Annotated in this window: 19 protein-coding genes; 4 read left to right on the top strand and 15 right to left on the bottom strand. The window is 57.4% G+C overall.

The window, feature by feature from the left end:
• Positions 1–2: 2 nt before the first annotated feature.
• From QVO43_RS07885 to QVO43_RS07840, 10 genes are all read right to left on the bottom strand, one after another.
• Positions 3–329 (bottom strand): V-type ATP synthase subunit F, encoded by a 327-nt coding sequence (locus QVO43_RS07885; RefSeq protein WP_022487988.1) that lies wholly within the window; start codon positions 327–329, stop codon positions 3–5.
• Positions 330–355: 26 nt separating this feature from the next.
• A complete protein-coding gene (locus QVO43_RS07880) occupies positions 356–1,351 on the bottom strand; it encodes a V-type ATPase subunit (protein ID WP_022487987.1) in 996 nt (331 codons plus the stop codon).
• Between the two features lies 1 nt (position 1,352).
• Complete coding sequence (locus tag QVO43_RS07875; protein WP_022487986.1) at positions 1,353–1,961, bottom strand: V-type ATP synthase subunit E; 609 nt, start codon at positions 1,959–1,961, stop codon at positions 1,353–1,355.
• A 16-nt stretch (positions 1,962–1,977) separates the two neighbouring features.
• Positions 1,978–2,454, bottom strand: coding sequence for a V-type ATP synthase subunit K (locus QVO43_RS07870; protein ID WP_022487985.1), 477 nt, complete (start codon positions 2,452–2,454; stop codon positions 1,978–1,980).
• 14 nt (positions 2,455–2,468) lie between these two features.
• A complete protein-coding gene (locus QVO43_RS07865) occupies positions 2,469–4,325 on the bottom strand; it encodes a V-type ATP synthase subunit I (RefSeq protein ID WP_022487984.1) in 1,857 nt (618 codons plus the stop codon).
• Complete coding sequence (locus QVO43_RS07860) at positions 4,319–4,630, bottom strand: hypothetical protein (protein WP_288174763.1); 312 nt, start codon at positions 4,628–4,630, stop codon at positions 4,319–4,321. Before QVO43_RS07860 ends, QVO43_RS07865 begins: the two co-directional genes overlap by 7 nt.
• 313 nt (positions 4,631–4,943) lie before the next feature.
• A complete protein-coding gene (locus tag QVO43_RS07855; RefSeq protein ID WP_441293927.1) occupies positions 4,944–6,137 on the bottom strand; it encodes an isocitrate/isopropylmalate family dehydrogenase in 1,194 nt (397 codons plus the stop codon).
• An 80-nt stretch (positions 6,138–6,217) separates the two neighbouring features.
• Positions 6,218–7,639 carry an MmgE/PrpD family protein gene (locus QVO43_RS07850; protein WP_022487981.1) on the bottom strand — a complete coding sequence of 474 codons (1,422 nt, stop codon included), beginning with the start codon at positions 7,637–7,639 and terminating at the stop codon, positions 6,218–6,220.
• Between the two features lie 9 nt (positions 7,640–7,648).
• On the bottom strand, positions 7,649–9,937 hold the full coding sequence (locus tag QVO43_RS07845) for a hydratase (protein ID WP_022487980.1): 2,289 nt from the start codon (positions 9,935–9,937) through the stop codon (positions 7,649–7,651).
• Positions 9,938–9,957: 20 nt separating this feature from the next.
• A complete protein-coding gene (locus QVO43_RS07840) occupies positions 9,958–11,082 on the bottom strand; it encodes a 2-methylaconitate cis-trans isomerase PrpF family protein (RefSeq protein WP_022487979.1) in 1,125 nt (374 codons plus the stop codon).
• A 136-nt stretch (positions 11,083–11,218) separates the two neighbouring features.
• On the opposite strand from QVO43_RS07840, the gene QVO43_RS07835 reads away from it, so the two are divergent.
• Entirely contained in the window at positions 11,219–12,079 is an 861-nt protein-coding gene (locus tag QVO43_RS07835) for a LysR family transcriptional regulator (protein ID WP_022487978.1), read from the top strand.
• Positions 12,080–12,095: 16 nt separating this feature from the next.
• Here QVO43_RS07835 and QVO43_RS07830 read toward each other — a convergent pair whose 3' ends face one another.
• Together QVO43_RS07830 and QVO43_RS07825 are read right to left on the bottom strand one after the other, a co-directional pair.
• Positions 12,096–13,136 (bottom strand): lactonase family protein, encoded by a 1,041-nt coding sequence (locus QVO43_RS07830; protein ID WP_022487977.1) that lies wholly within the window; start codon positions 13,134–13,136, stop codon positions 12,096–12,098.
• Between the two features lie 15 nt (positions 13,137–13,151).
• Complete coding sequence (locus QVO43_RS07825) at positions 13,152–14,396, bottom strand: SLC13 family permease (RefSeq protein ID WP_288174762.1); 1,245 nt, start codon at positions 14,394–14,396, stop codon at positions 13,152–13,154.
• A gap of 215 nt (positions 14,397–14,611) precedes the next feature.
• Here QVO43_RS07825 and QVO43_RS07820 point away from each other — a divergent pair, with 215 nt between their 5' ends.
• The gene (locus QVO43_RS07820; RefSeq protein WP_022487975.1) at positions 14,612–15,853 is read left to right on the top strand and encodes an aminopeptidase; all 1,242 of its coding nucleotides are present in this window, start codon (positions 14,612–14,614) and stop codon (positions 15,851–15,853) included.
• 39 nt (positions 15,854–15,892) lie between these two features.
• Here the strand turns inward: QVO43_RS07820 and QVO43_RS07815 are convergent, their stop codons facing one another.
• The 3 genes from QVO43_RS07815 to QVO43_RS07805 all read right to left on the bottom strand — a co-directional run bounded on the left by QVO43_RS07815 (position 15,893) and on the right by QVO43_RS07805 (position 19,236).
• Complete coding sequence (locus QVO43_RS07815) at positions 15,893–17,287, bottom strand: NAD-dependent succinate-semialdehyde dehydrogenase (RefSeq protein WP_022487974.1); 1,395 nt, start codon at positions 17,285–17,287, stop codon at positions 15,893–15,895.
• Positions 17,288–17,447: 160 nt separating this feature from the next.
• Positions 17,448–18,239 carry a 4,5-DOPA dioxygenase extradiol gene (ygiD, locus tag QVO43_RS07810; protein WP_022487973.1) on the bottom strand — a complete coding sequence of 264 codons (792 nt, stop codon included), beginning with the start codon at positions 18,237–18,239 and terminating at the stop codon, positions 17,448–17,450.
• A 13-nt stretch (positions 18,240–18,252) separates the two neighbouring features.
• Entirely contained in the window at positions 18,253–19,236 is a 984-nt protein-coding gene (locus QVO43_RS07805; RefSeq protein ID WP_022487972.1) for an alpha/beta hydrolase, read from the bottom strand.
• Positions 19,237–19,408: 172 nt separating this feature from the next.
• Between QVO43_RS07805 and QVO43_RS07800 the strand changes: the two genes are divergently transcribed.
• Together QVO43_RS07800 and QVO43_RS07795 are read left to right on the top strand one after the other, a co-directional pair.
• Positions 19,409–19,948, top strand: coding sequence for a PadR family transcriptional regulator (locus QVO43_RS07800; protein WP_022487971.1), 540 nt, complete (start codon positions 19,409–19,411; stop codon positions 19,946–19,948).
• A gap of 141 nt (positions 19,949–20,089) precedes the next feature.
• Complete coding sequence (locus QVO43_RS07795; RefSeq protein WP_022487970.1) at positions 20,090–21,046, top strand: M23 family metallopeptidase; 957 nt, start codon at positions 20,090–20,092, stop codon at positions 21,044–21,046.
• Positions 21,047–21,050 lie beyond the last annotated feature (4 nt).

The following is a 21,050-nucleotide window of genomic DNA, read 5'->3' as shown; positions in this document are numbered from 1 at the left end:
CCCTACCCTTCCTTGAATAGAATATCGGCGCCTACTGCTTTTTCCACATTTTCCCGGACACGCTTCATGCCCAGTCCCAGGGATTTGTTTCCTGCCGGGATGGGGATGATAGCGGGAAAGGTAGCGGTAGCATATTCTGCGATCACGGTCTGGGCCTTCTGGGCTGCGGTTTCCGTAATGTAGATCACGGCATAGCCCTCATCGGCCAGACGGTGGATCCTGCGCTCTATCTGTTCCTGTTCTTCCTCGTAGAATACATCGAACCCTACGGCCTTGAAGATCATCACAGAGCTGGGATCGCCGATCACTGCAATTTTCTTTTTATCCATCTTGCTGCCTCCCATGCTTCCTGTGATCAGGCATAGACGCTGGGCAGCTGGGGTTCAAAACCGCCCTGGATGGCTCCGAAGATCATCCGCAGGGCTTCCGCCTCGGTTTCCCGGGCTTCCAGATACCCTACGATGGGTCCCAGGGTATGGGTGTCCCATCTGGCCCGGCGGAGGATCAGGCTCAGGCCCTCTTCCATCCGGCGGGGAATGACCCCCAGCTCATTGGTCTGTGCAAATTCGTTGATGGCCTGGACCAGTTCGGCTCCATGGCTCCCCTGGTTCAGCCGGGCTCCCAGCTGTTCCGGAGGCACATCCAGGCTTTCCTCGAACACCGTTTTGGGGATATCCCCACAGTCCACCAGGACCAGACGCAGCTGGGACAGCTCCCAGTGGAGGTTCTGGGCCCGGATCAGGCTGATGGTGTTCTGGTAATCCGCCCACAGGGAGAAGTAGTTCCGGATGAAGCCCCGCTCCTTTTTCCGGTCCAGCACCTCTTTGGCCTGGCGGAACAGGGCTCCGTCCAGGAGCGCGCTGAGCCGGAACGGATCCGCTTCCCGGGCCAGGTCCCCTTCGATTTCGTTGAGCACCTGGCAGTAAATGGGCGGCAGGTCTTCATAATACTTGGTATGGACCATGTCCTTCAGCAGGTTCAGGTCGAAATTGCCTCCCTCCCGAAGGATGTCATCGGCCTGGATCCCCAGCAGCCGTGCCTTCAGCAGGCATTTCAGGTTGTGGGTATCCACCGGCAGCAGGAACAGGCCGGTAAGCTCCGGATCCGGGGTCAGTTCCTTGATCCGTTTCCGGGTCAGCTGCATCTGGGCCCGGATGATCAGGTCGATTTCTCCCCGGACCACTTCCTGTTCCGTGGCCACGTTTTCCCCATAGCCGGTTTCCAGCAGCAGCTTCATGGCTGTCTTCGTACTGTCCGCTTCCGCGATCCGCCGCAGCTGGGCGGCGGTGAGCAGATGGGTGGACAGGGCGCTGATCCGGCCCAGGGCATATTCATAACTGGGCTGGGGCATATTACTTCACCTCCGCGCCAAACAGGAGCTCTGCCACGCGGTATTCCTCCCCGGTCCGTACGTCTTCCAGCAGGGTGGCGAAGGAGCCGTCATAATCACAGGTCTCCCCTTCGATGAGCACACCGTCGGTGAACTCCGCCTCTTTGTCCGAAAGGGTCAGGGACCCGTTCCGGCCCTGGGCCTTCAGCTCTTTGTTCAGCCGGTCCAGGAATCCCTTTTCATACCGGGAGCGGTCCTTGGCAGGCACCACCAGGGTTTCCCGGCCGGTAAGATCCGCTTCCAGGATGATCCGCCCGATCAGTTTCTCCCATTGTTCCTGGGGCAGGGCTTCCAGCTGCTCCCGGGCCCGGTCAAAGGCCTCCTGGAGCACTTTCCGCTTGCTGGCCAGGTTCTCTTTCTGGCTCTGCAGTTCGGCAATCAGCTGCAGACGGCCTGCAGCCTCTTTGGCATCCACCTGGGATTTGGCCTGGATTTCCCGGACCTGTTCCTGGGCTTTGGCCAGGATCTGTTCCTTTTCCTTCCGGGCCTTTTCCTGGGCTGCTGCTCCGATGGCTGCCGCGTCCCGCTTCGCTTCTTCTTCTATTTTCTGAATGATTTTATCGCCAGACACGACGGGTCACCCTTTCTTATAATTTGATCCCGTTCACCATGATGAAGGAAATCAGCAGACTCAGCACGGCGTAGGTTTCCACCATAGCCGTCAGGATAATGCCTTTACCGGTTTCTTCCGGCCGTTTGGCGGTCAGGTAGATGCCGGAGGCAGCCACTTTCCCCTGGTAAATGGCGGACAGCAGGCCCCCGATGCCCATGGGCATAGCGGCGAACAGATAGGCCAGGCCCTGGAAGGTGGTCAGGTCCTTTACGTTCCCGTCGATGACTCCCAGGTTCAGGATGATGATAAAGGCGATCAGCAGGCCATAAATGCCCTGGGTACCAGGCAGAGCCTGGAGCACCAGCACGTTACCGAATTTGTCCGGATCTTCGCTGACCACGCCGGAAGCGGCCTGCCCGGCAATCCCTACACCAATGGCACTGCCAACCCCTGCCAGAGCTGCAGCCGTTGCTGCTCCACCAAATGCCAGCGCTGTTCCTAAAGTAATCATAATGAAATCCTCCCTTATTTCGTAATATCCGTATACTTGGTCCGGAGTGCCAAAGGCAGGAACGCCCGGCCGCCGGCTTCATAAAACTTGCCGAAGAACTCGATGTACTGCAGACGGCTGCTGTGCACGAAGGCACCCAGCACGTTGATGATGATGTTGAAATAGTGACCGGCCAGAAGCACCAGGATGGCGGCCACAATGCCCACCGGTCCTGCACTCCAGAGCATCTGGGCCACCGTGTTGATGACCATGGCGATGACCCCGGTGGCCAGTCCCAGGGCAAAGATCCGGGAATAGCTCAACAGATCGCTGAGATAGCCGCTGATGTTGTACAGAGTCAGCAGCCCTCCCAGGAGCCGGCTGACGATGCCTTTTTTCTCCCGGCCTCCAAAAAGGATGATGATCCCGGCACCCAGCCAGGCCAGGTATTTGCCCACAGGCCCCGGAACCAGAGCCATCAGGAAAAAGCTCAGGAACATGATCAGCCAGCTGATCTGGTCACAGACCGCTCCCACAATGTCTCCCTCCCGGAAGAGCATGTAGACCTTCACCAGCATGCCGGCCACCAGATGGATGGCCCCCAGGCCGAAGCACAGGGCCAGCATCTTCAGGGGTTCCTTCATGGGGACAAAGAGCAGAGGTTTCCACTCCAGCCCGAACCAGCCTCCGAACATGGCCCCCCACAGGATGGTGGAAATGCTGCCGAAGAAAATCACCATGGCCAGCTGCCGGGCAAAGCCCGTAGGCCGGAACTTCTTCAGAGCGAAATACAGCATCACCGTGAGCACCAGCCCGTAGCCTGCGTCCGAAAGCATCATCCCGAAAAAGATGAAATGGAAAGGAGCCATGATCAGGTCCGGATCGATGGACCCGGCTTTGGGCAGAGAGTACAATTCCACTACGCTTTCGTAGGGTTCTACCAGCTTCCCGTTTTCCAGCACCGTGGGAGGGATCTCCCCTTCTGCCGGGTCGGCAAAGGTCAGCTGGTAAGCATCGGTGACGCCCTGGACCACTTTTTCCACCCGCTGGACCCGGTCCTTCCGGACCCAGCCCTGTACCTTGAAGGCACTGACGGTTTCCACCCCGCCGTTCTGGAGACGGTCATGGGCGGCGTTCAGCTGGTCGTAGTACAGTTCCACCTGCTGTTTCTGAGGGATGCTTTGCCGGGTTTCCTCTTTCAGCCGGGTGATCCGACTTTCCTTTTCTTCCGCTTCCTGGAGCAGTTCCTTCCGGACATCCGCTGCCAGGCCGCTGCGCTTGGGCAGCACCGCCTCGCTGAAATCATGTTCCTTCAGGAGATGCTTCACCTCATTGTCAGCGTCTTCATAAGCCAGGATCACCATGGCCTGGCCGTCCTGGGTCAAGTCATAGAAGCTCACATCCGCCAGGAGGCTGCTGATGGCCTTCTGGAATTCCGGCAGTTCCTTTTCCGGCAGGAAACCCACATGGCAGCGGGTGGTTTCCGTAAAGCTCAGCTGCTCCAGGGGAATATCCAGTTTCAGCCAGGGATCCAGGCTTTCTGCCTGAGTCCGGAGGGCGGCCGCTTCACTTTCCAGGGAAGCGATCTTGCTGGCCGTAGTATCCAGTTTCTCCGTCAGCTGCCGGCCTTCCTGGGTCTCTTTCAGGAAATTTCCATAGGAAATGGCTTCTTTTTGGGGAAACAGAGGATTCTTGGCACCGTTCTGGACCAGGAACTGGAGCACCTGGCCGGTTTTATCCAGCTGGGCGCTGACTTTTTCTGATCCGGGCAGGGCCTTGGTTCCCGCTTCCGGTTCCAGCATCACACTCCCGTCCTTCTGGAGGGCCAGGAGCAGGGCATCGCGATCGGCTTTCAGAGCATAGAGGGTCAGTTTTTGCATGGGTACTAACATTCGATCACGACCTTCTTCATAATATACTGGACTGCCCCATCCAGATTTTTCCGGGCTTCCGCCGCCTGGGCCTCATCCCGTTTCCGGTTTTTCTCCACCAGAGCGTCTGCTTCCTGTTTGGCCTGGGCTTCCGCCTGGGCAATGGCTGCGGCGGCCTGTTTCCGGGCTTCCGCGATCAGGGCGTCCGCCTCCTTGTGGGCTTCTGCCTGGGCATCCCGTACGGTGTTCCGGGCTTCCAGGGTGGCCTGTTTCTTCAGGTCATCCGCCTTCTGTTCGGCATTTTTGATGTCTTCCAGCATGGACATGGTATCACCACCTTTGCACAGGGAAGGCTGTGCCTTCCGGATTTCAATGAAAAATAAAATTGCGGTAACAATATAGTATTTCAACAAAAACAGAGAAATTCCTGCTGGTATACTATAGACCCATTATACTATACTGTATCTATTTTTGTAACATAAACTTTGTGGAAATTTAAGAGTTTTTCCTGACTTTGTTCCGTTCTTTGAAGATTCGTTTCATATGAAACAATAATATAGCAAGAAAACGGGAAGCAGCTGACTTACAAGTCAGTTCGCTTCCCGTTTTCTTCACTCTTCACTCTTCACTCTTCACTCTTCACGCTTCACGCTTCAACGTCTCCAGCAGATAATCCGTGAACTCTTCTGCCGTGGCTCCGTCTTTGTCGGTAGTGATCACCACTTTCCGTTCTGTCCGGGTGCAGATGTCCAGGGCCTTCACCAGCTTTTCCTTCTTGTCCGCATACCCGATGTGGCTGATCATTTCTCCCATGGCCCGGATCAGGCTGCAGGGGTCTGCATATTGGGCCCGGTGGTGCTGGACCAGGAAGTTCCCCACCCCGTGGATGGCTTCGAACAGGGCATACTGGTCCCCGATGTTGGAACTGCTGGCGGTGCCCAGGCCTCCCTGGTATTCTGCCGCCACATCCGTCACAATATCCCCGTACAGGTTGGGCAGCAGGAACACCTCCATTCCTTTGGTGAATTCCGGATCCGTGATCTTGGCGGCCATGGCGTCCACCAGTTCTTCCCGGACGGTGATCCCGGGGTACTCTTTTTCCAGGGCATGGGCGGTCTTCAGGAAGTTCCCGTCCACCAGTTTCACGATGTTGGCCTTGGTGACCACGGTCACGTTGGTCTTCCCGTTGTTCCTGGCGAATTCGAAGGCGGCCCGGCAGATCCGTTCCGCGCCCGGACGGGTCAGTACCTTGAAGTCAACTGCCAGATCCTCATTCACCTGGATGCCCTTGTTCCCCCAGATGTATTCCCCTTCGATGTTTTCCCGGAAGAAGGTCCAGTCGATGCCCTTTTCCGGAATCCGTACCGGCCGCACCGCCGCATACAGCTGGAGGGCCCGGCGGAGCAGGCTGTTGGCGCTGACCAGGTTGGGCCAGGGATCCCCCGCCCGGGGGGTCACAAAGGGTCCCTTCACCAGCACATCGCAGGCCTTGCAGGCTTCCAGCACTTCCGCCGGCAGGCTTTCGTTCTTTTGGGCCCGTTCCTCGATGGTCATGCCGGGGATGGTCCGGAATTCCACCTTCCCGGAAGCCACTTCTTCCTGCAGCAGGTATTTTGCCACCCGCAGGGCCTGTTCCATGATGTACGGCCCGATCCCGTCCCCGGGCAGGATCCCTACGGTGATGTGATCCAGCTTCTTGAAGTCCTTCCGGCCAGGGGCCTGTTTCATACCGTCGATCCGCTTGAAATCCTCCCGGATCAGAGCCCCGAATCTCTCCATGGCCTTCCGGATGGTTTCTTCCCGGACCTGTTCTTCATATCCCATTTCGTCCATATGTTCCATGCTGTATTCCTCCTTATAATCAAAGCCAGCGAAGCTGGCCTCCTTCGGCAGTTGACCGTTGACACGCTTTTTTATATCTCCGGCAGCCGTTCCATTTCTCCCAGATGGAGCAGTTTGATGGCCACCCGCCGTCCCTGGTGGGGATAAACATGTTCCAGCAGGCCTTCCGCCTTGTTCAGCAGGGCTTCCTGGGGCAGGGGTTTCCGGTAGGACCCGGTGGGGTCTTCGATGAACTGTTCCAGCTCCCGTCCGTCCTTCAGACGGATCTTCACCCGGCAGCTCCAGTGGCCGGGATAGGCTGCGGTCAGTTCCGGATCCTCCCGGACGGTGATCCGCTGGATCAGGGCCCGGATGGTCGGATCCTTCACTTTGTCCGGGGCAAACATGCTTTGATCCACTTTGCCGTACAGCAGGCTGCAGGCCAGACCGTAAGGCAGGGAAAACTTGGCGTCCAGGGGCGTCCGGGGATGGAGGCACCCTTCGCTGACGGCACACTGCTGGTAGCCGATCTTATAGGTTCCTGCCTCCACACTTTCCACCTGTCCCAGAATCTGTTCCGCAGCATCCTCAAAGAGCAGCATCCCTTCTCCCAAGATGGCCTTCCGCAGAGACAGAGCTCCGTCGATGCCGGCGTGGGCACTGCGGCAGCAAGGGTAGGGCTTCATATCCATATTGAGGATCTCCCAGCGGGTCCCCAACCCCTCCGTGAGTTTTTCCACATGGCCCCCGTCGCTCATGGCCTGGAACAGACCTCCGTCTTCCCCTTCCAGGATATGGATGGGGCCCCACATACCGTACCGGGCCAGAAAAGTGCACCGGATGCCAGTCATGGCCGCCTGACCGGGATTCAGCACTTTAGAATTGGTCCCGTCTCCCAGGAAGGCCCACACCCCGGTGGTCTGGGACCCGGCCAGACCCAGGGCACTGGCGGTGCCTTCTCCGTTGAGACCTAAAAGACGGCTGCAGGCGGCGGCCGCCCCGAAAGTGCCGCAGGTGGCCGTGGCATGCCAGCCCCGTTTCCGGTGGGCCGCCACATCCAGGGCCATGCCCACCCGGTGGGCCACTTCATATCCGGCCACCAGGGCCGTCAGGAACTCTTTTCCCGTGCTGCCCAGCTGCTGTCCCAGGCACCAGGCCGCCGGGATCATACTGGCGGAAATATGGGTTTTGGACGCCGGATGCACATCATCCAGTTCCAGGGTATGGGCCAGCATGGCATTGAGCATGGCGCCATCGGTCACGGACCATTTTTGTTCCAGAGGCTGTCCCCACAGGGTCACTCCCTGGGTCCGGTTCTGGGGATCCAGCGTCTGGAGAGCCTGTTTCATCTGTTCCACCAGGAGGTCCCCCACTGCTCCCATGGCGGCGCTGATCAGATCCAGGGCCCGGCAGACCGCTGCTTTTTGGACTGTTTCCGGCAGCGTATCCCAGGAAAGGCCGGCCGCAAATTGGGCCAGCCTCCCCAGAGGTGCTGCCAGCACCTTGTTTTCCATTGTCCTGCCTCAGCTTTCTTTGAACAGATTGATCATGGAACCGGCCAGCAGGGTCTTCCGTTCCGTATCGTTGAGGATTTTCAGATCCAGGTGGAGGGTCCGGGTGCTGCCGTCGGTGCCGATCACCGTGGCATCGATGCCTCCCCTGTTTTCCGCCACCACCTGACGGATGTTGGGCAGCCAGAGGAATTCTCCCACTTTCAGGTTGATTTCCTGGTCCGGATGGGTGAAAGGCAGCATCCCCCAGTTCACGCAGTTGCTCCGGTACCGTTTGGTAGCATATTCGATGCAGATGTTGGCCAGTCCCCCCAGCACCTTCTGGCAGGAAGCGGCATATTCACGGGCGGAACCGTCTCCGGGCCGTTTGGCATAGAGCACGGAACCGATGCCGGTGGTTTTCATCAGGGTATCCAGGTCTTTGTCCACGTCAATGCCCACCTGTTTCAGCGGTGCATAGAATCCTTCCGCCGTCTTCCGGTCTCCGGCCAGACGGGCCTTTTCATAAGCCTGGGCAGCCTTGGCCCGGCCTACGTATTTCGGATCCTTCCGCAGCAGGGTGAATTCAGAGATCTTAAAGGGGTTGGACCGGTAGGAAGCGGTTTCCCCGGAAGGGATCAGTTCATCAGTGGTGGTCACTTCGTCCCGGATCACCGAAGCCACCTGAAGCAGCAGGTTGTCGGTGAGATGTTCCATGGCCGGCCAGTCCTTGATGAAGGGCCCGTAGACGATTTCCGTCTCCGGCTGGGCTTTGCCGAAACCGTTGTACACCACATTGTCGTAAATCTTTTTGTTGAAGGTGAAGGCCGGCAGTTCTTCCGGTTTGAACACATCCCCGATTTCCTCCGCAGAAGTCAGGTACCCGCCGTTGAAGGCCGTGGCAGCAATGGACTTGGAGTCCATAAGGGCGGCAGAAGCCACCTGGCCCATGTTGGGCTTGGACCCTTCCCGGTTAGGGTAGTTCCGGGTGGAATGGCGCAGGACGAAGGCATTGTTTTCCGGACAGTCGCTGGCGCCGAAGCAGGGGCCGCAGAAAGCCGTCTTGATCCGGACTCCTTCGGTCATCAGGTCATTGGTGATCCCGTCCCGGTTCAGTTCCGTGAGCACCGGCTGGGAAGCCGGGTAGATATTCAGAGGGAACATGCCCAGGCCCCGGTTTTCCGCTTTGGCCACCTGGTCCACATAGGCAATGTTTTCAAAGGAGCCGGCGGCACAGCCGGCAATGGCTGCCTGATCCACCAGGATCCGGCCGTTCTTCTGGATCTTGCTCATCATATCCGGATGGATGTCCGGGTTGTTTTCAAAGACGGTCCTGGCATTGTCTTCCACATATTTCATGTATTTTTCCGGGTTGGCAATCACATCCTTCAGGGGAAAGGCGTTGGAAGGATGGTAGGGCAGGGCGATCATGGGCTCCACCGTATCCAGGTCGATGTGGATGAAGCTGTCGTAAAGGGCCTTGTCTTTGGGAGCCAGATGCTTGTAATCCCCTTCCCGGTCATGGATCCGGTAATCTTCCCGGACCGTATCATCGGTTTCCCAGATGGAAGTGAGGCAGGCGGATTCCGTGGTCATGGTATCGATGCCGTTCCGGAAATCCATGGACAGGGAATGGACCCCGGGGCCCACGAATTCCAGGATTTTATTCTTCACAAAGCCGTTCTTGAACACGGCACCGATGAGAGTCAGGGCCACATCCATGGGCCCCACCCAGGCTTTGGGAGACCCGGTAAGATACACCCCCACCACCTGGGGATATTTCAGTTCATAGGTCTTGTCCAGCATGGCTTTGGCCACTTCCGGGCCCCCTTCCCCGATGGCCAGGCAGCCCTGGCTGCCGTACCGGGTGTGGGAGTCGGAAACGATGGCCATGCTGCCGCCTTTGACGATCATTTCCCGCATGTAGGAATGGATCACCGCTTCATGGGGCGGTACGAAGATGCCCCCGTATTTTTTGCAGATGGTTTCCGCATATTTGTGCACGTCGGAGTTGATGGTACCCCCTACGGCGCACAGACAGTTGTGACAGTTGGTGAACACCGTTGGAACTGGAAACTTTTTCAGTCCGGAAGCGCAGGCGGTCTGCATGATGCCCACATAGGTATTGTCATAGACCCCGATGGCGTCGAACTTCAGCTGCAGGTTGGCCGGATCTCCGCTGGTGTTGTGGCGGGCGATGATCTGGTACGCAATGGTGTTCTTCCGGCCGGCTTCCGGGTCCCATTCCGGATGGTCCTTGGCCGGTACAAAGGTTTTGCCCCCGTCCAGGGCATAATAGGCTTCATTTACACACTGAATCATGATTCTTCTCCTTTTTTCCCTCAGCGGATATATACAAATCCATCCATGATCCGGCGGGCTGTACGGACCACGCCGCCCTGGAGCACTTTTTCTCCGTCCATCTTCATCAGCACATCGGTGACCCCGCTGGAGTGGCCCAGCCGGACACAGTCGCTGTTATGCTCTCCCAGGATGTCACTGACAATGGTCCCGGGGATCTTGGCAGCCGCCCCGGTGGCCACAGCCACGGTCATGGGATAGGCCTTGTGGAGGGCTCCCACGGAAATAGCCCGGACGCACAGGTCCATGTCACCGGCCTTTACCACATTTCCGTCCATGTTTTTGTAATCCTGGGCCGGACTGACAATGGCCACCTTGGGAGCGGAAGTGGATTCCGTCCGGGCCTTCATGAAGTCATCCACAAACCCGAATTTCTGAGCGGTGATGCCCCGGATCCGCTCGATGTGTTCCATCACGTCCCGGTTCTGGTTCAGTTCCGTCAGTTCCGTTCCGGTGATGCCCAGGTCTTTGGCCTTGATGAAGACCACCGGGTTGGAGCAGTCGATCATGGTCACTTCCGCCGGTCCGTATCCGGGCACGTCGATGGTTTCCTTTTTCTGTCCGGTGGGGAACAGTTTCCCGGTCTTGGCTCCGGCGGGATCTTCGAAATACATGTCGATCCGGGACCCGGTGCCCGGCACCCCCTGGATTTGGGCATCCCCGTTGACACAGGCTTTCCCGTCCTGGACCCGGACGTGTTCTTCAATGACCTTGTTTGTATTCACATTGTAGACCCGGACTCTGGTGATCCCTTCCACCGGTTCCACCAGCCCTTCATCAATGGCGTAGGGCCCCACCGCGGAGGAAATGTTCCCGCAGTTGGCGGAATCATCCACCCGGGGGATCACAATATCCACCTGGTAGAAGTGGTAGTCCACATCGATGCCGGGACGGGCGGACCTGCTGATCACCGCCACTTTGGAAGTGGAGCTTACCGTGCCTCCCATACCGTCGATCTGCTTCACATCCGGGGTCCCCATCACCTTCAGGAAGATTTCCGGCCACTGTTTTTCATCCGCCGGCAGATCCTCCTTGTGGAAAAAGACCGCCTTGCTGGTGCCGCCCCGCATGTATACGCAAGGGAACTTCCGCTGTTTCTGATTCATGGTATTTCCTCCTTCTGACCTGTGAGCCATTCTCTGTTCTTGTTGTCTCCAGTATAGCCCTTTCTTTCCATTATGAAAAATGATAGAATATGCTTAAATATCATTCCTATTTGGAATATAGAAGGGAGTCTTTTAGATGGATGAACGGGATATCCAGATTTTCCAGAGCCTTATGGAAACCCGGAACGTGACCAAAACCGCCCAAGCCCTGTACATGACCCAGAGTGCCATTACCAAGCGGCTCCACAAACTGGAAGAGGAACTGGGGGCCCCTCTTTTCCTCCGTTCCGTCAAGGGACTGATCCCGGCGCCTTCTGCCGATGCCATCGGGGAAGAAATGGGACGGCTCCAGGAATCCCTCCAGCGTCTGAAGACCCTGTCCCAGTATGCCCAGGGCCGAATCGCCGGCCATCTGAAATTCGGTGTTTCCGTAAACTATGCCCGGTACACCCTGCCCCCCCTCCTGAAGCAGTACATGACCGACTATCCGGAAGTCCGCATCGACGTGACCACTGGCCAAAGCCTGGACCTGTTCACCAAGCTCCAGGAAAACCGGCTGTCCATGGCGGTGCTCCGGGGGAATTTTCCCTGGGCGGGAGAAAGCCTGCTGCTGTCCCGGGAACGGGTCTATGCGGTAACCAGCCGGGCCAATGAGGGCATGGCCCTGTCCCGGCTCCCCTACATCCACCGGCAGTCCGACAAGCCTTTCATGTCCCGGATCCAGCGATGGAAACTGGAACAGCACATTACGGAAGCCGCCTCCTCCATCCAGGTCAACGACATTTCCACCTGTCTTTCCATGATCACCAACGGCATCGGGTGGTCCGTACTGCCGAAAATCTGCCTGAAGGACCGGGAAGACCTGGTGTGCCAGCCCCTCACCTTCCAGGACGGTACCCCCTTCACCCGTTCCACCTTCGCCCTGTACCGGGAAGAATACGCCCAGCTGCCCCAGGTGAAGATCTTTCTGGAGAGATTGAAAGGGGCTGTTGCATGAGCAACAGCCCCCTTTCCTATTCTTTCCACACTACACATACCGGCGACCCGGCGTTGATCTGTTTTTCTTCCCGTTCCAGGGTCCCGTCTTCCTGGATCTGGAAAACCGTAAGGGTGTGGGTCAGTTCGTTGGCAGCCACCAGGCGTTTTTCTCCCGGTTCCAGGTCCAGAAACCGGGGCTGTTTCCCTTCCGTGGGCAGGTTCTGCCGGAAGGACAGCCGGCCTGTTTCCGGATCGATGGCAAGCACCGTCACCGAATCATGGGTCCGGTTGGACACATACACGGCCTTCCCTTCCGTGCCCATAACGATGCCGCTGGCCCAGCCAGGCCCGAAATAGTCATCGGGCAGGGTGGTGACCATCTGCCGGGGTTCCAGGGTCCCGGTTGTTTCATCGAAATGGAAGAAAATGGCAGTGCTGTCCTTTTCGTTCACCAGATACACCCATTTCCCGTTGGGATGGATGGCCACATGCCGGGGTTCCGCTCCTTTCCGGGCCGTCCACACAAAAGCTTCCTTCAGATGGTTGTCCTGAGGATCGATGGCATAGACTTCCACCTTTCCCACCCCGTGGTCCCGGCCCTGGCAGGGTACCAGCAGCCACTTTCCGTCCGGATGGAGACATACCTGGTGGGGATGGGAAATGTACCCATGGCCGGGCTCACCGGAAACGAACAGCACCTGCCGGACCTGGCCCAGGCTCCCGTCCTGTTCCAAGGCCAGTTGGGTGAGGCTGCCCGTTTCCAGGTTGGCCACATACAGACTTTGGCCGTTGGGGCTTACCACCAGGTGGACCGGGTTGGTACCATAGGTAGAAACAGAATTCAGCTCCGTCAGGTGCCCTTCTTTTCCCACCTGGAAGGCAGTGACTTCACTGTAATCTCCATGGACCGCATAAAGCCGGTCCTGTTTTTCATTCAGGCACAGGTAGGACGGATTGGGGCCGCAGGACAGGGTCTGGATCTTTTCCCAGACTGCCTTCTCCCGGCGGTACACGGTGATTCCTTCTCCCAGGGCTTTTCTTTCTTTGGTAGTTCTGGATCCGATATATGCAAACATACTATGCCTCCTCCATCATTGTAAAAAGGACAAACCACCGGCCAGGGTGAACAGGAAAATAATGGCCACACACATGGCAGACACCCCGAACAGTTTGGCAAATAAAGACGAATCATTTTCTTTCCCGCTTTTTTCCTGGGCGCAGCTGGCCATCACCAGGGAGCCCCCGGTGGACATGGGACTGATTCCCGCCACCGTAGCCGAACACACAATGGCTGCCACCATCTGGATCAGGGAGGCGCCTCCTACATTGGCCGCCACTTGGGGCACGGTGGGGATCAGGGTAGGAAACACCACCCCGTTGGCGCTGGAGAACCAGGACATGATGCCTCCCGTAAGCCCCATGAGAGCCGGGGCGGTAGCCGGACTCATGAAAGAAGCCAGTCCCTTGGCCAGCAGATTGATGCCTCCTAGGAGCTTCACGGCATTCATCAGAACACTGATGCCGCAGATCAGGATCAGGGTGTTCCAGGGCAGGCTTTTCACCGCTTTCTTTTCATCCACTTTCCCGGTAAACAGCAGGACCAGGGCCAGCAGGAAGCATACCAACCCCACATCCTGGGAAAAGCCCACCACGGAAACGAACAGGGCTACGATCAGACCCAGGCTCAGTTTCTGCTGTCCGTCAAAGACAATGGGTTCCGGGTCACGCTGGACCGGCTGCCCCCGGAGCTTCCACCCTTTGAACACCAGATAGGTCACCAGGGCGCACAGGGCATTGGCGGCAGTGACTCCGGCAAAGATAGCCATCCCCGGCATGGGGATCTTCATCTGGCCAAGCAGATCCCCCACAATGATCCCGGTGAGGGCAATGGGAGAGGCGGTTCCTCCCACCGCTCCCAGGATGGCCATGGACCCCATCAGGATGGGACTGGCATCCAGATGGAAGGCCAGGGGCACTGCAAACAGCACCATCACCGTCTGGACGCTGATGGCCCCAGGCCCGATGGCGGACAGGATGAAGCTCACCAGATAGATCACAATGGGCACTAGGAACACTTTGGTGCCGCAGAGCCGGGTCAGCTTCTTGGATGCCTTGTCCAGGGTCCCGTTTTCCTGGAGCAGGGCAAAGAAGAACATGGTCCCCAGCAGGGTCAGGAACAACTTACCGGGAAATCCTCCGTAGAGTTTTTTCACTGGCAGGTTCCCCAGTTTCCCCAGGACCAGCACAGCCCCCAGGCTGATCAGCCCCACATTGGATTTTTTCACGAACCCCAGGGCAATGGCCCCGAACAGAAACACCAGTGCAACAAATGACATGGACATGATACTCCCCCTTTGGATCAGAAAAGGCTCCGTGCGTCCTTTTCTTTCAGATTATTCCGAATCCGTTGCTGATTCCATTATAAGGAAGATAAATCATTCTGAAAAATGAATAAAAAGAGCTATTTTCCATTCCCTTAGGGAATCATGGCTCTATTCCTGTTTTTCCGCTATAATAGATTCATACTGACACAGTAAAGGAGAGATTTTCCATGGATATACAGGAAACCCTGACCCGGCAGCTGCCTTTGTATGCCCGGGTGCTGGTGAAAAAAGGGATCTGCCTCCAGAAGGACCAGATCCTGGTGATCAACGCCCCGGTGGAGGCCAGTTCCTTCTCCACTCTGCTGACGGAAGAGGCCTACCGGGCCGGTGCTTCCCAGGTGGTGTTCAACTGGTACTGCAACGGCACCACCCGGCTCCGGTACGAATATGAAACCCAGGACAAGTTTGAATCCGTCCCGGGCTGGCGCAGCGAATTCAACCTGTACTACTACCGGAAGGGAGCGGCCTTCCTGAGCCTAATCTCCGCAGACCCCTATGCCATGAAGGGCATCGACCGGAACAAGATCATGGCCTGGCAGAAGGCGTTCCACCAGGCGGTAAAGGAGTATTCCGACGGGATGATGGCTTCCAAGACCAACTGGCTGGTGGCCGCCGTCCCCAGTACCGTTTGGGCCCGCCTGCTGTATCCGGATCTGCCGGAACAGGAAGGAAGGGACCGGCTGTGGATCCAGCTGCTGGATGCGGCCCGGTGCCTGGGAGAAGACCCGCTGGCGGACTGGGACAAGCATCTGGCAGAGCTGAAACAGCGGCGGGAATGGCTGACCGCCCAGCAGTTCACTGCCCTGGAATATAGAAACAGCCTGGGCACCCATCTCACCGTAGGCCTGCCAGACCGTCACATCTGGCAGGGCGGAGCCGAAACTACCGGCCGGGGCTTTTTGTTCAACGCCAACATCCCCACGGAAGAAGTCTATTCCGCTCCCCAGGCGGACCGGGTGGACGGGGTGGTGTGCAGCACCCGGCCTCTGGTGTACAGCGGCAATCTCATTGAAAATTTCCGGCTGTCCTTTAAAAACGGAAAAGTGGTGGAAGCCACTGCAGAAAAAGGAGAAGAAATCCTGAAAGACCTGCTGAAAATGGACGAAGGAGCCTGCCGGCTGGGGGAAGTGGCTCTCATCCCCTACCACTCCCCCATTTCCCTTATGGACAGGGTTTTCTACGAAACCCTCCTGGACGAAAACGCCTCCTGCCACCTGGCCCTGGGAGATGCCTACCCCACCTGTGTGGAAAAGGGAGCGGACATGAGCGAAGAAGAGCAGAAAAAAGCCGGCCTCAACGATTCCATGATCCACGTGGACTTCATGGTGGGCAGCCCGGATCTTTCCATCACCGGGATCCGGAAAGACGGCACCCGGGTGCCCGTGTTCGTGGACGGGGATTGGGCGTAAAAAAAGGGGGTGTGAAAAAATCACACCCCCTTTTAATTTTTACTTCCCGTGCCGTTCCCATACAGCCTGAGGAATGAACACCAGGTGCTGATTCACGAAGGTATCGAATCCGCTCCGGGACAGTTCGTGGCCGTAACCGGAATTCTTTACGCCTCCGAAGGGCAGTTCCGGCAGAGAGGTCCAGCCATGATTGATGAAGCTCATACCGGTTTCGATCCGGGCCGCCACCCGGCCTGCATGGTCCATATCACTGCTGAACACCGTGTTCCCCAGTCCATAACTGGAATCATTGGCCAAGGCAATGGCTTCCTCTTCGTTCCGGACTTTGTATACCACACCTACCGGGCCGAAGACTTCTTTGTTGTAGAGGGGATTGTCTTTCGTCACATCGGTCAGGATGGTGGGCATCACGAAATAACCGGGGCTCTCGATAGGCTGGTTCCCGTACACCACCCGGGCACCGGCCTGGACAGCCTGGTCAATGGCGGCCAGCACATCCCGCTTGGCCGTGGCGGAGGACAGAGGTGCCAGCGTGGTAGCCGGATCCATGGGATCCCCCCATTGGGCGGAAGCAAAGACTTCCGTCAGATCCTGGAGGAACCGGTGATAGTTCTTTTCCGTCACGATAAACCGTTTGGAAGAAACACAGACCTGCCCTGCATTGTACAAACGGGCGGCAAACAGCTGGGACTTCACTTCGTCCATATCCGCATCATCCAGGACAATGAAGGCATCGTTGCCCCCCAATTCCAGGGAGGAAGGCTTCAGGGCCTTTCCGGCATGTTCTGCTACAGAGGAACCTCCCCGTTCCGATCCTGTCAGGCAGGCTCCGGCCACCCGGGGATCCTCGATGATCCGGGAAACCTGATCATAGCTGGCAAACAGATTCTGGAAAGCTCCTTCCGGAGCCCCCGCTTCCCGGACCAGGGCTTCAAAGGCCAGGGCAGAGCCAGGACAGTTGGAGGCATGTTTCAGCAGCAGCGGATTCCCTATGATGAAGTTGGGAGCAAACACCCGCATCACCTGATAGAAGGGAAAATTCCAGGGTTCCACCGCCATGATCACACCTCGGGCCTGTTTCAGGATATAGGCTTTGCCGGCAGGGGTTTCCACCGGTTCCCGAGCCAGGAATCCATCCGCCTGGTCCGCATAATATTCGGCAATGGCGGCGCAGAGGGCCACTTCTCCCTGGGCTTCCACAAACAGTTTGCCCATGTCTTTGGTCATGGTTTCCGCATACCGGTCCAAATCCCTCCGGAGCAGTGCGGCTACCTGACGCAGGACAGCTTTCCGGCCTTCCACATCATTGTCTTGCTGCCAGGCCTGATATTGTCCATAGGCCCGTTCCAGGGCTTTTTCCACCCCAGCATCGGACAGATTTTCATAGGACTGGAGCACTTCATTGGTATAGGGGTAAATCGTCTGATAAGCCATCTTTGTTCCTCCTTTATTTTTTCAATTGTATTTATGCCGTTTACAGTTAGCCATATTATACGATATAGCTTCCAGAAGCGCAAGTATTTTTAAGAATTTTTATTAATTAAAAAGGAACTGTTGCATATGCAACAGTTCCTGCAGCAGCCCTGTATTCTCTTTATTTCTCCATCCCCCAGGCATACCCGGTCATAGCCATGGATCCCAGGTTGCAAACTTTGTTGAACACCTGGGCCCGGTCGCTTCCGGCGGCTCCCAGGCACACCAGAAGGGGCAGGTAGTGGTCCGGAGTGGGTACGGCATACGCCGCATCCGGATGGGATCCGAACCCGATCACCTTGTCCGTGTCTCCCTGGAGCACCGCTTCGGTAATATAGTCATTGAACCGGAGAGTGGCGGCAGAACCGCCCTTGTTGTCCCATTCCACTTCCCGGAGGTTGTGGACCACGTTGCCGCTGCCCAGGATCAGATATCCCTGTTTCCGGAGATCTGCCAGCTTCCGGCCCAGCTGAAATTCTTCCTCATGGGAAATATCCCCGTCCACGGACAGCTGGACCACGGGAATATCCGCCTTGGGGAACATATGCACCAGCACCGTCCAGGCCCCGTGATCGATGCCCCAGTCGTCATTGACGGCCACGGCGGAACCCAGCAGTTCCTGCACCTTCCCGGTCAGTTCCCGATCCCCTTTGGCAGGATACTTCACTTCATACAATTCCTTGGGGAAGCCGTACATATCATAGATCTGCCGGGGTTCCGGGGCGCTCTGGACGAAGGTCCCGTGGGTGTACCAGTGGGCGGACACCATGAGGATGGCCTTGGGTTTGCCGAACTGCTTTTCCACGGCCCGGCCGATCCGGTCCATCCCTTCCGTGATTGCATTGTGTGCCAGGGCAATCATGGGGCTGCCATGGCCGGAAAACACCACCGGCATGATTTTCTGATCTTCCATGGTTTCTCTCCTTTTATTTCAGATACTTGTCAAAGAAATCTCCAATCACCTGGAGCACATTGTCCTGAACCCAGTACACGCCTCCATGGGCGGCTCCCGGAATCTCATACCGTTCTGCCGGAACTCCCTTGGCTTTCAGGGCCTGGTACAGCAGGTCCGTCTGGCCCGGGGACACCACTTTGTCCGCCGTCCCGTGCATCAGCAGCATGGGGGCGCTGTTTTTCCCGATATAGGCAATGGGGTTGGCTGCTTCCGTGGCTTTGGGATCGGCGCTGACCCCGCCGTCTTTTCCGCCGAACACCGGGCTGCCATTGATCCACAGGGCTTCCGTGGCTCCGGCGGACTGATGGAGCTTCTGGTTTTCCGGGCTGTAGTCCATGCCCACCCGACTCAGGTCGGAGAGCCCGTAGAGATCCACGGCACAGTTCACCTGGCTGGATTCCTGGAGATTTTCTCCTTTGTCAAAGGTCCTGGTGCCGCTGGTGGTCCCTGCAAAAGCGGAGAGATAACCCCCGGCGCTGCCTCCCACGATGCCGATCCGGTTTTTGTCGATGTTCCATTTGTCCGCATGGGCCCGAAGATACCGGATGGATGCCTTCACATCTTCCAGAGGTTCCGGGAACCGGGCGGTGGGCGCCACCCGGTAGGTAATGCTGGCTACCACATAGCCTTTTTCCGCCAGGTAGTTCCGCAGCTGGACCCCGTTGTCCCGGTTGGCGTTGATGAAGCCCCCACCGGTTACAAAGACGATGGCGGGCATTTTCTCTTTTTTCTGGGGCTGGAGCAGATCCATGGCCATGGGCACATTGGGATAGCCCCGGGTGGGCACCTGTTCATAGACCACACCGGAAATCTGCTTCACTTCCGTTTTCACCGGAGTCACCTCCAGGGTCTTGCTGGCATAATGCTCTGCCCCTTCTGCCCCGGAAAATCCCGTCATGCCCAGCAGCAGCAGACTGGACAGCACCAGCCGGCTCATTTTTCCTTTCATTTTCATAAAACTGCCTCCCTTGCTCGCTCTCAGACTGTCTTCCTCCTGCTGAAGGAAAACATGTAAATATTTACATATTTTGGTTGTCACGAGTGTAGCATGTTGGCAGACAGGCTGTCAATATGCCTGGATGTCCTTTTTTCTATGATATAATACAACGGAAGAAAGGAGCCCTCCCATGACGAAAGAAAACACCCTCCAGTATGTTCTGCTGGGCCTTTTGGCCAAGCAGGATCTCACCGGCTACGACATCAGGAAGATCTTTGCCCAGGAAGTGGGAGACTTCTGGAGCGCCCGGCACAGCCAGGTCTATCCGGAACTCCGGAAGCTGGAAGAAAGTGGACAGATCACCAGCTATACCGGCACCGTGGGCACCAAGCTCCAGAAAAAATACTACCGCCTGGCCCCTTCCGGCCGCCAGCGGCTTCGGGACTGGCTGGCCCAGCCTTTGGGCAGCATCATGCCCACCCGGGACGAATTCACCATGAAACTGTACCTGATCCGCAGCCGGAAAGATCCCCAGCTCCGTCAGCTGTTCCTGGAAGACATCCAACGCCACGAAGAACGGCTGGCCCACCTCCGGCTCCGCTGGCAGCTGCTGTTCCCCACCCAGGAAGACCGGGAAAAAGAATACGGCCACGCCCTGATCCTCCAGGAAGCCATCCAGCGGGAAACCCGGAAGCTGGAGTGGGAAAAGAAGCAGTTGGCGGAGATTTAACAATTTGTAAATTTTTTGGGGAAACGGTTGAAGGCACCGGATTTTCGCGATAAAATATTGACCCGGTAGTCAAGATGTGCAGAACAATCGAAGAGTTGTACAGGACGTGCCGCCGGCACGTCCTTTTTGTAAGGAGCAGGTATGGAGAAAAAGGAACTGACGGATAAATTGAAAGGAATCAAGGGGATCCTCCCTTCCGGGCACCTGGTGGGAGCCGGTTTTTCTTTCCAGTGGAAAGATGCAGACGGGCAAATCCAGGAATTCCATGCAGGGCCCAAGCTGCTGGTGGGCTTCTGCGGTGCCTTCCTGGCCAGCCTGATGGGGCTGGCGGTGTGTGCCGGGCTGCTGTTCAAGGCCTGGGACGAACAGACGGAACTGGCCAACTACCGGGCGGACTATGGGGTCTATACGGAACGGCTGGCCAAGCTTATGGATGACAACGAAAAGCTCCAGCGGGAACTGGCCCAGGTGGTCCAGGTGGAAAACGCCGTCCGTCAGAAGCTGGCCAAGGACGGAGTAAAAATCGGAGAAGATGCCGTGGACAAAAAGTCCAAGGAACTGGACAAAGGGGGCCAGGGAGGCTCCACCACCGCTGACCAGCTTTCCGTACTGGAAGTCCAGGATGAAATCAACTGGAAAAAGCTGGCCTACAAGAAGGAAAACCTCACCAACATGCTGCTGGCCCTGTCGGATACCGGGGACGGCACCTACGGCTGGCCGGTGAGCGGCGGAGAAATCAGTTCCTTCTTCGGGCTCCGGGCAGATCCTTTCGGGAACGGCAGTGATTACCATCCCGGGGTGGACATCGCCGTGGATTACGGCACCCCCATCAAGGCATCCGCTGCCGGAACGGTGGAAGATGCCCAGTGGAACGGGGGCTACGGCCGGTTCGTCAGCATCAATCACGGCAACGGGCTCACCACCTGCTACGGCCACATGAGCGCCATCGCCGTCCAGCCGGGCCAGACCGTACGCCGGGGAGACATCATCGGCTACGCCGGCAGCAGCGGCTACAGCACCGGCCCTCACGTGCATTTCGAAGTGCGCCAGAACGGAAGCCCGGTGAATCCGCTGAATTTTGCAAGGCCGGTGGGATAAAAAA

Source organism: Acidaminococcus sp. CAG:542 (genome assembly GCF_000437815.1).
In the GTDB taxonomy this organism is placed as follows: domain Bacteria; phylum Bacillota; class Negativicutes; order Acidaminococcales; family Acidaminococcaceae; genus Acidaminococcus.
This window is presented reverse-complemented; position numbering and strand designations above follow the sequence as displayed.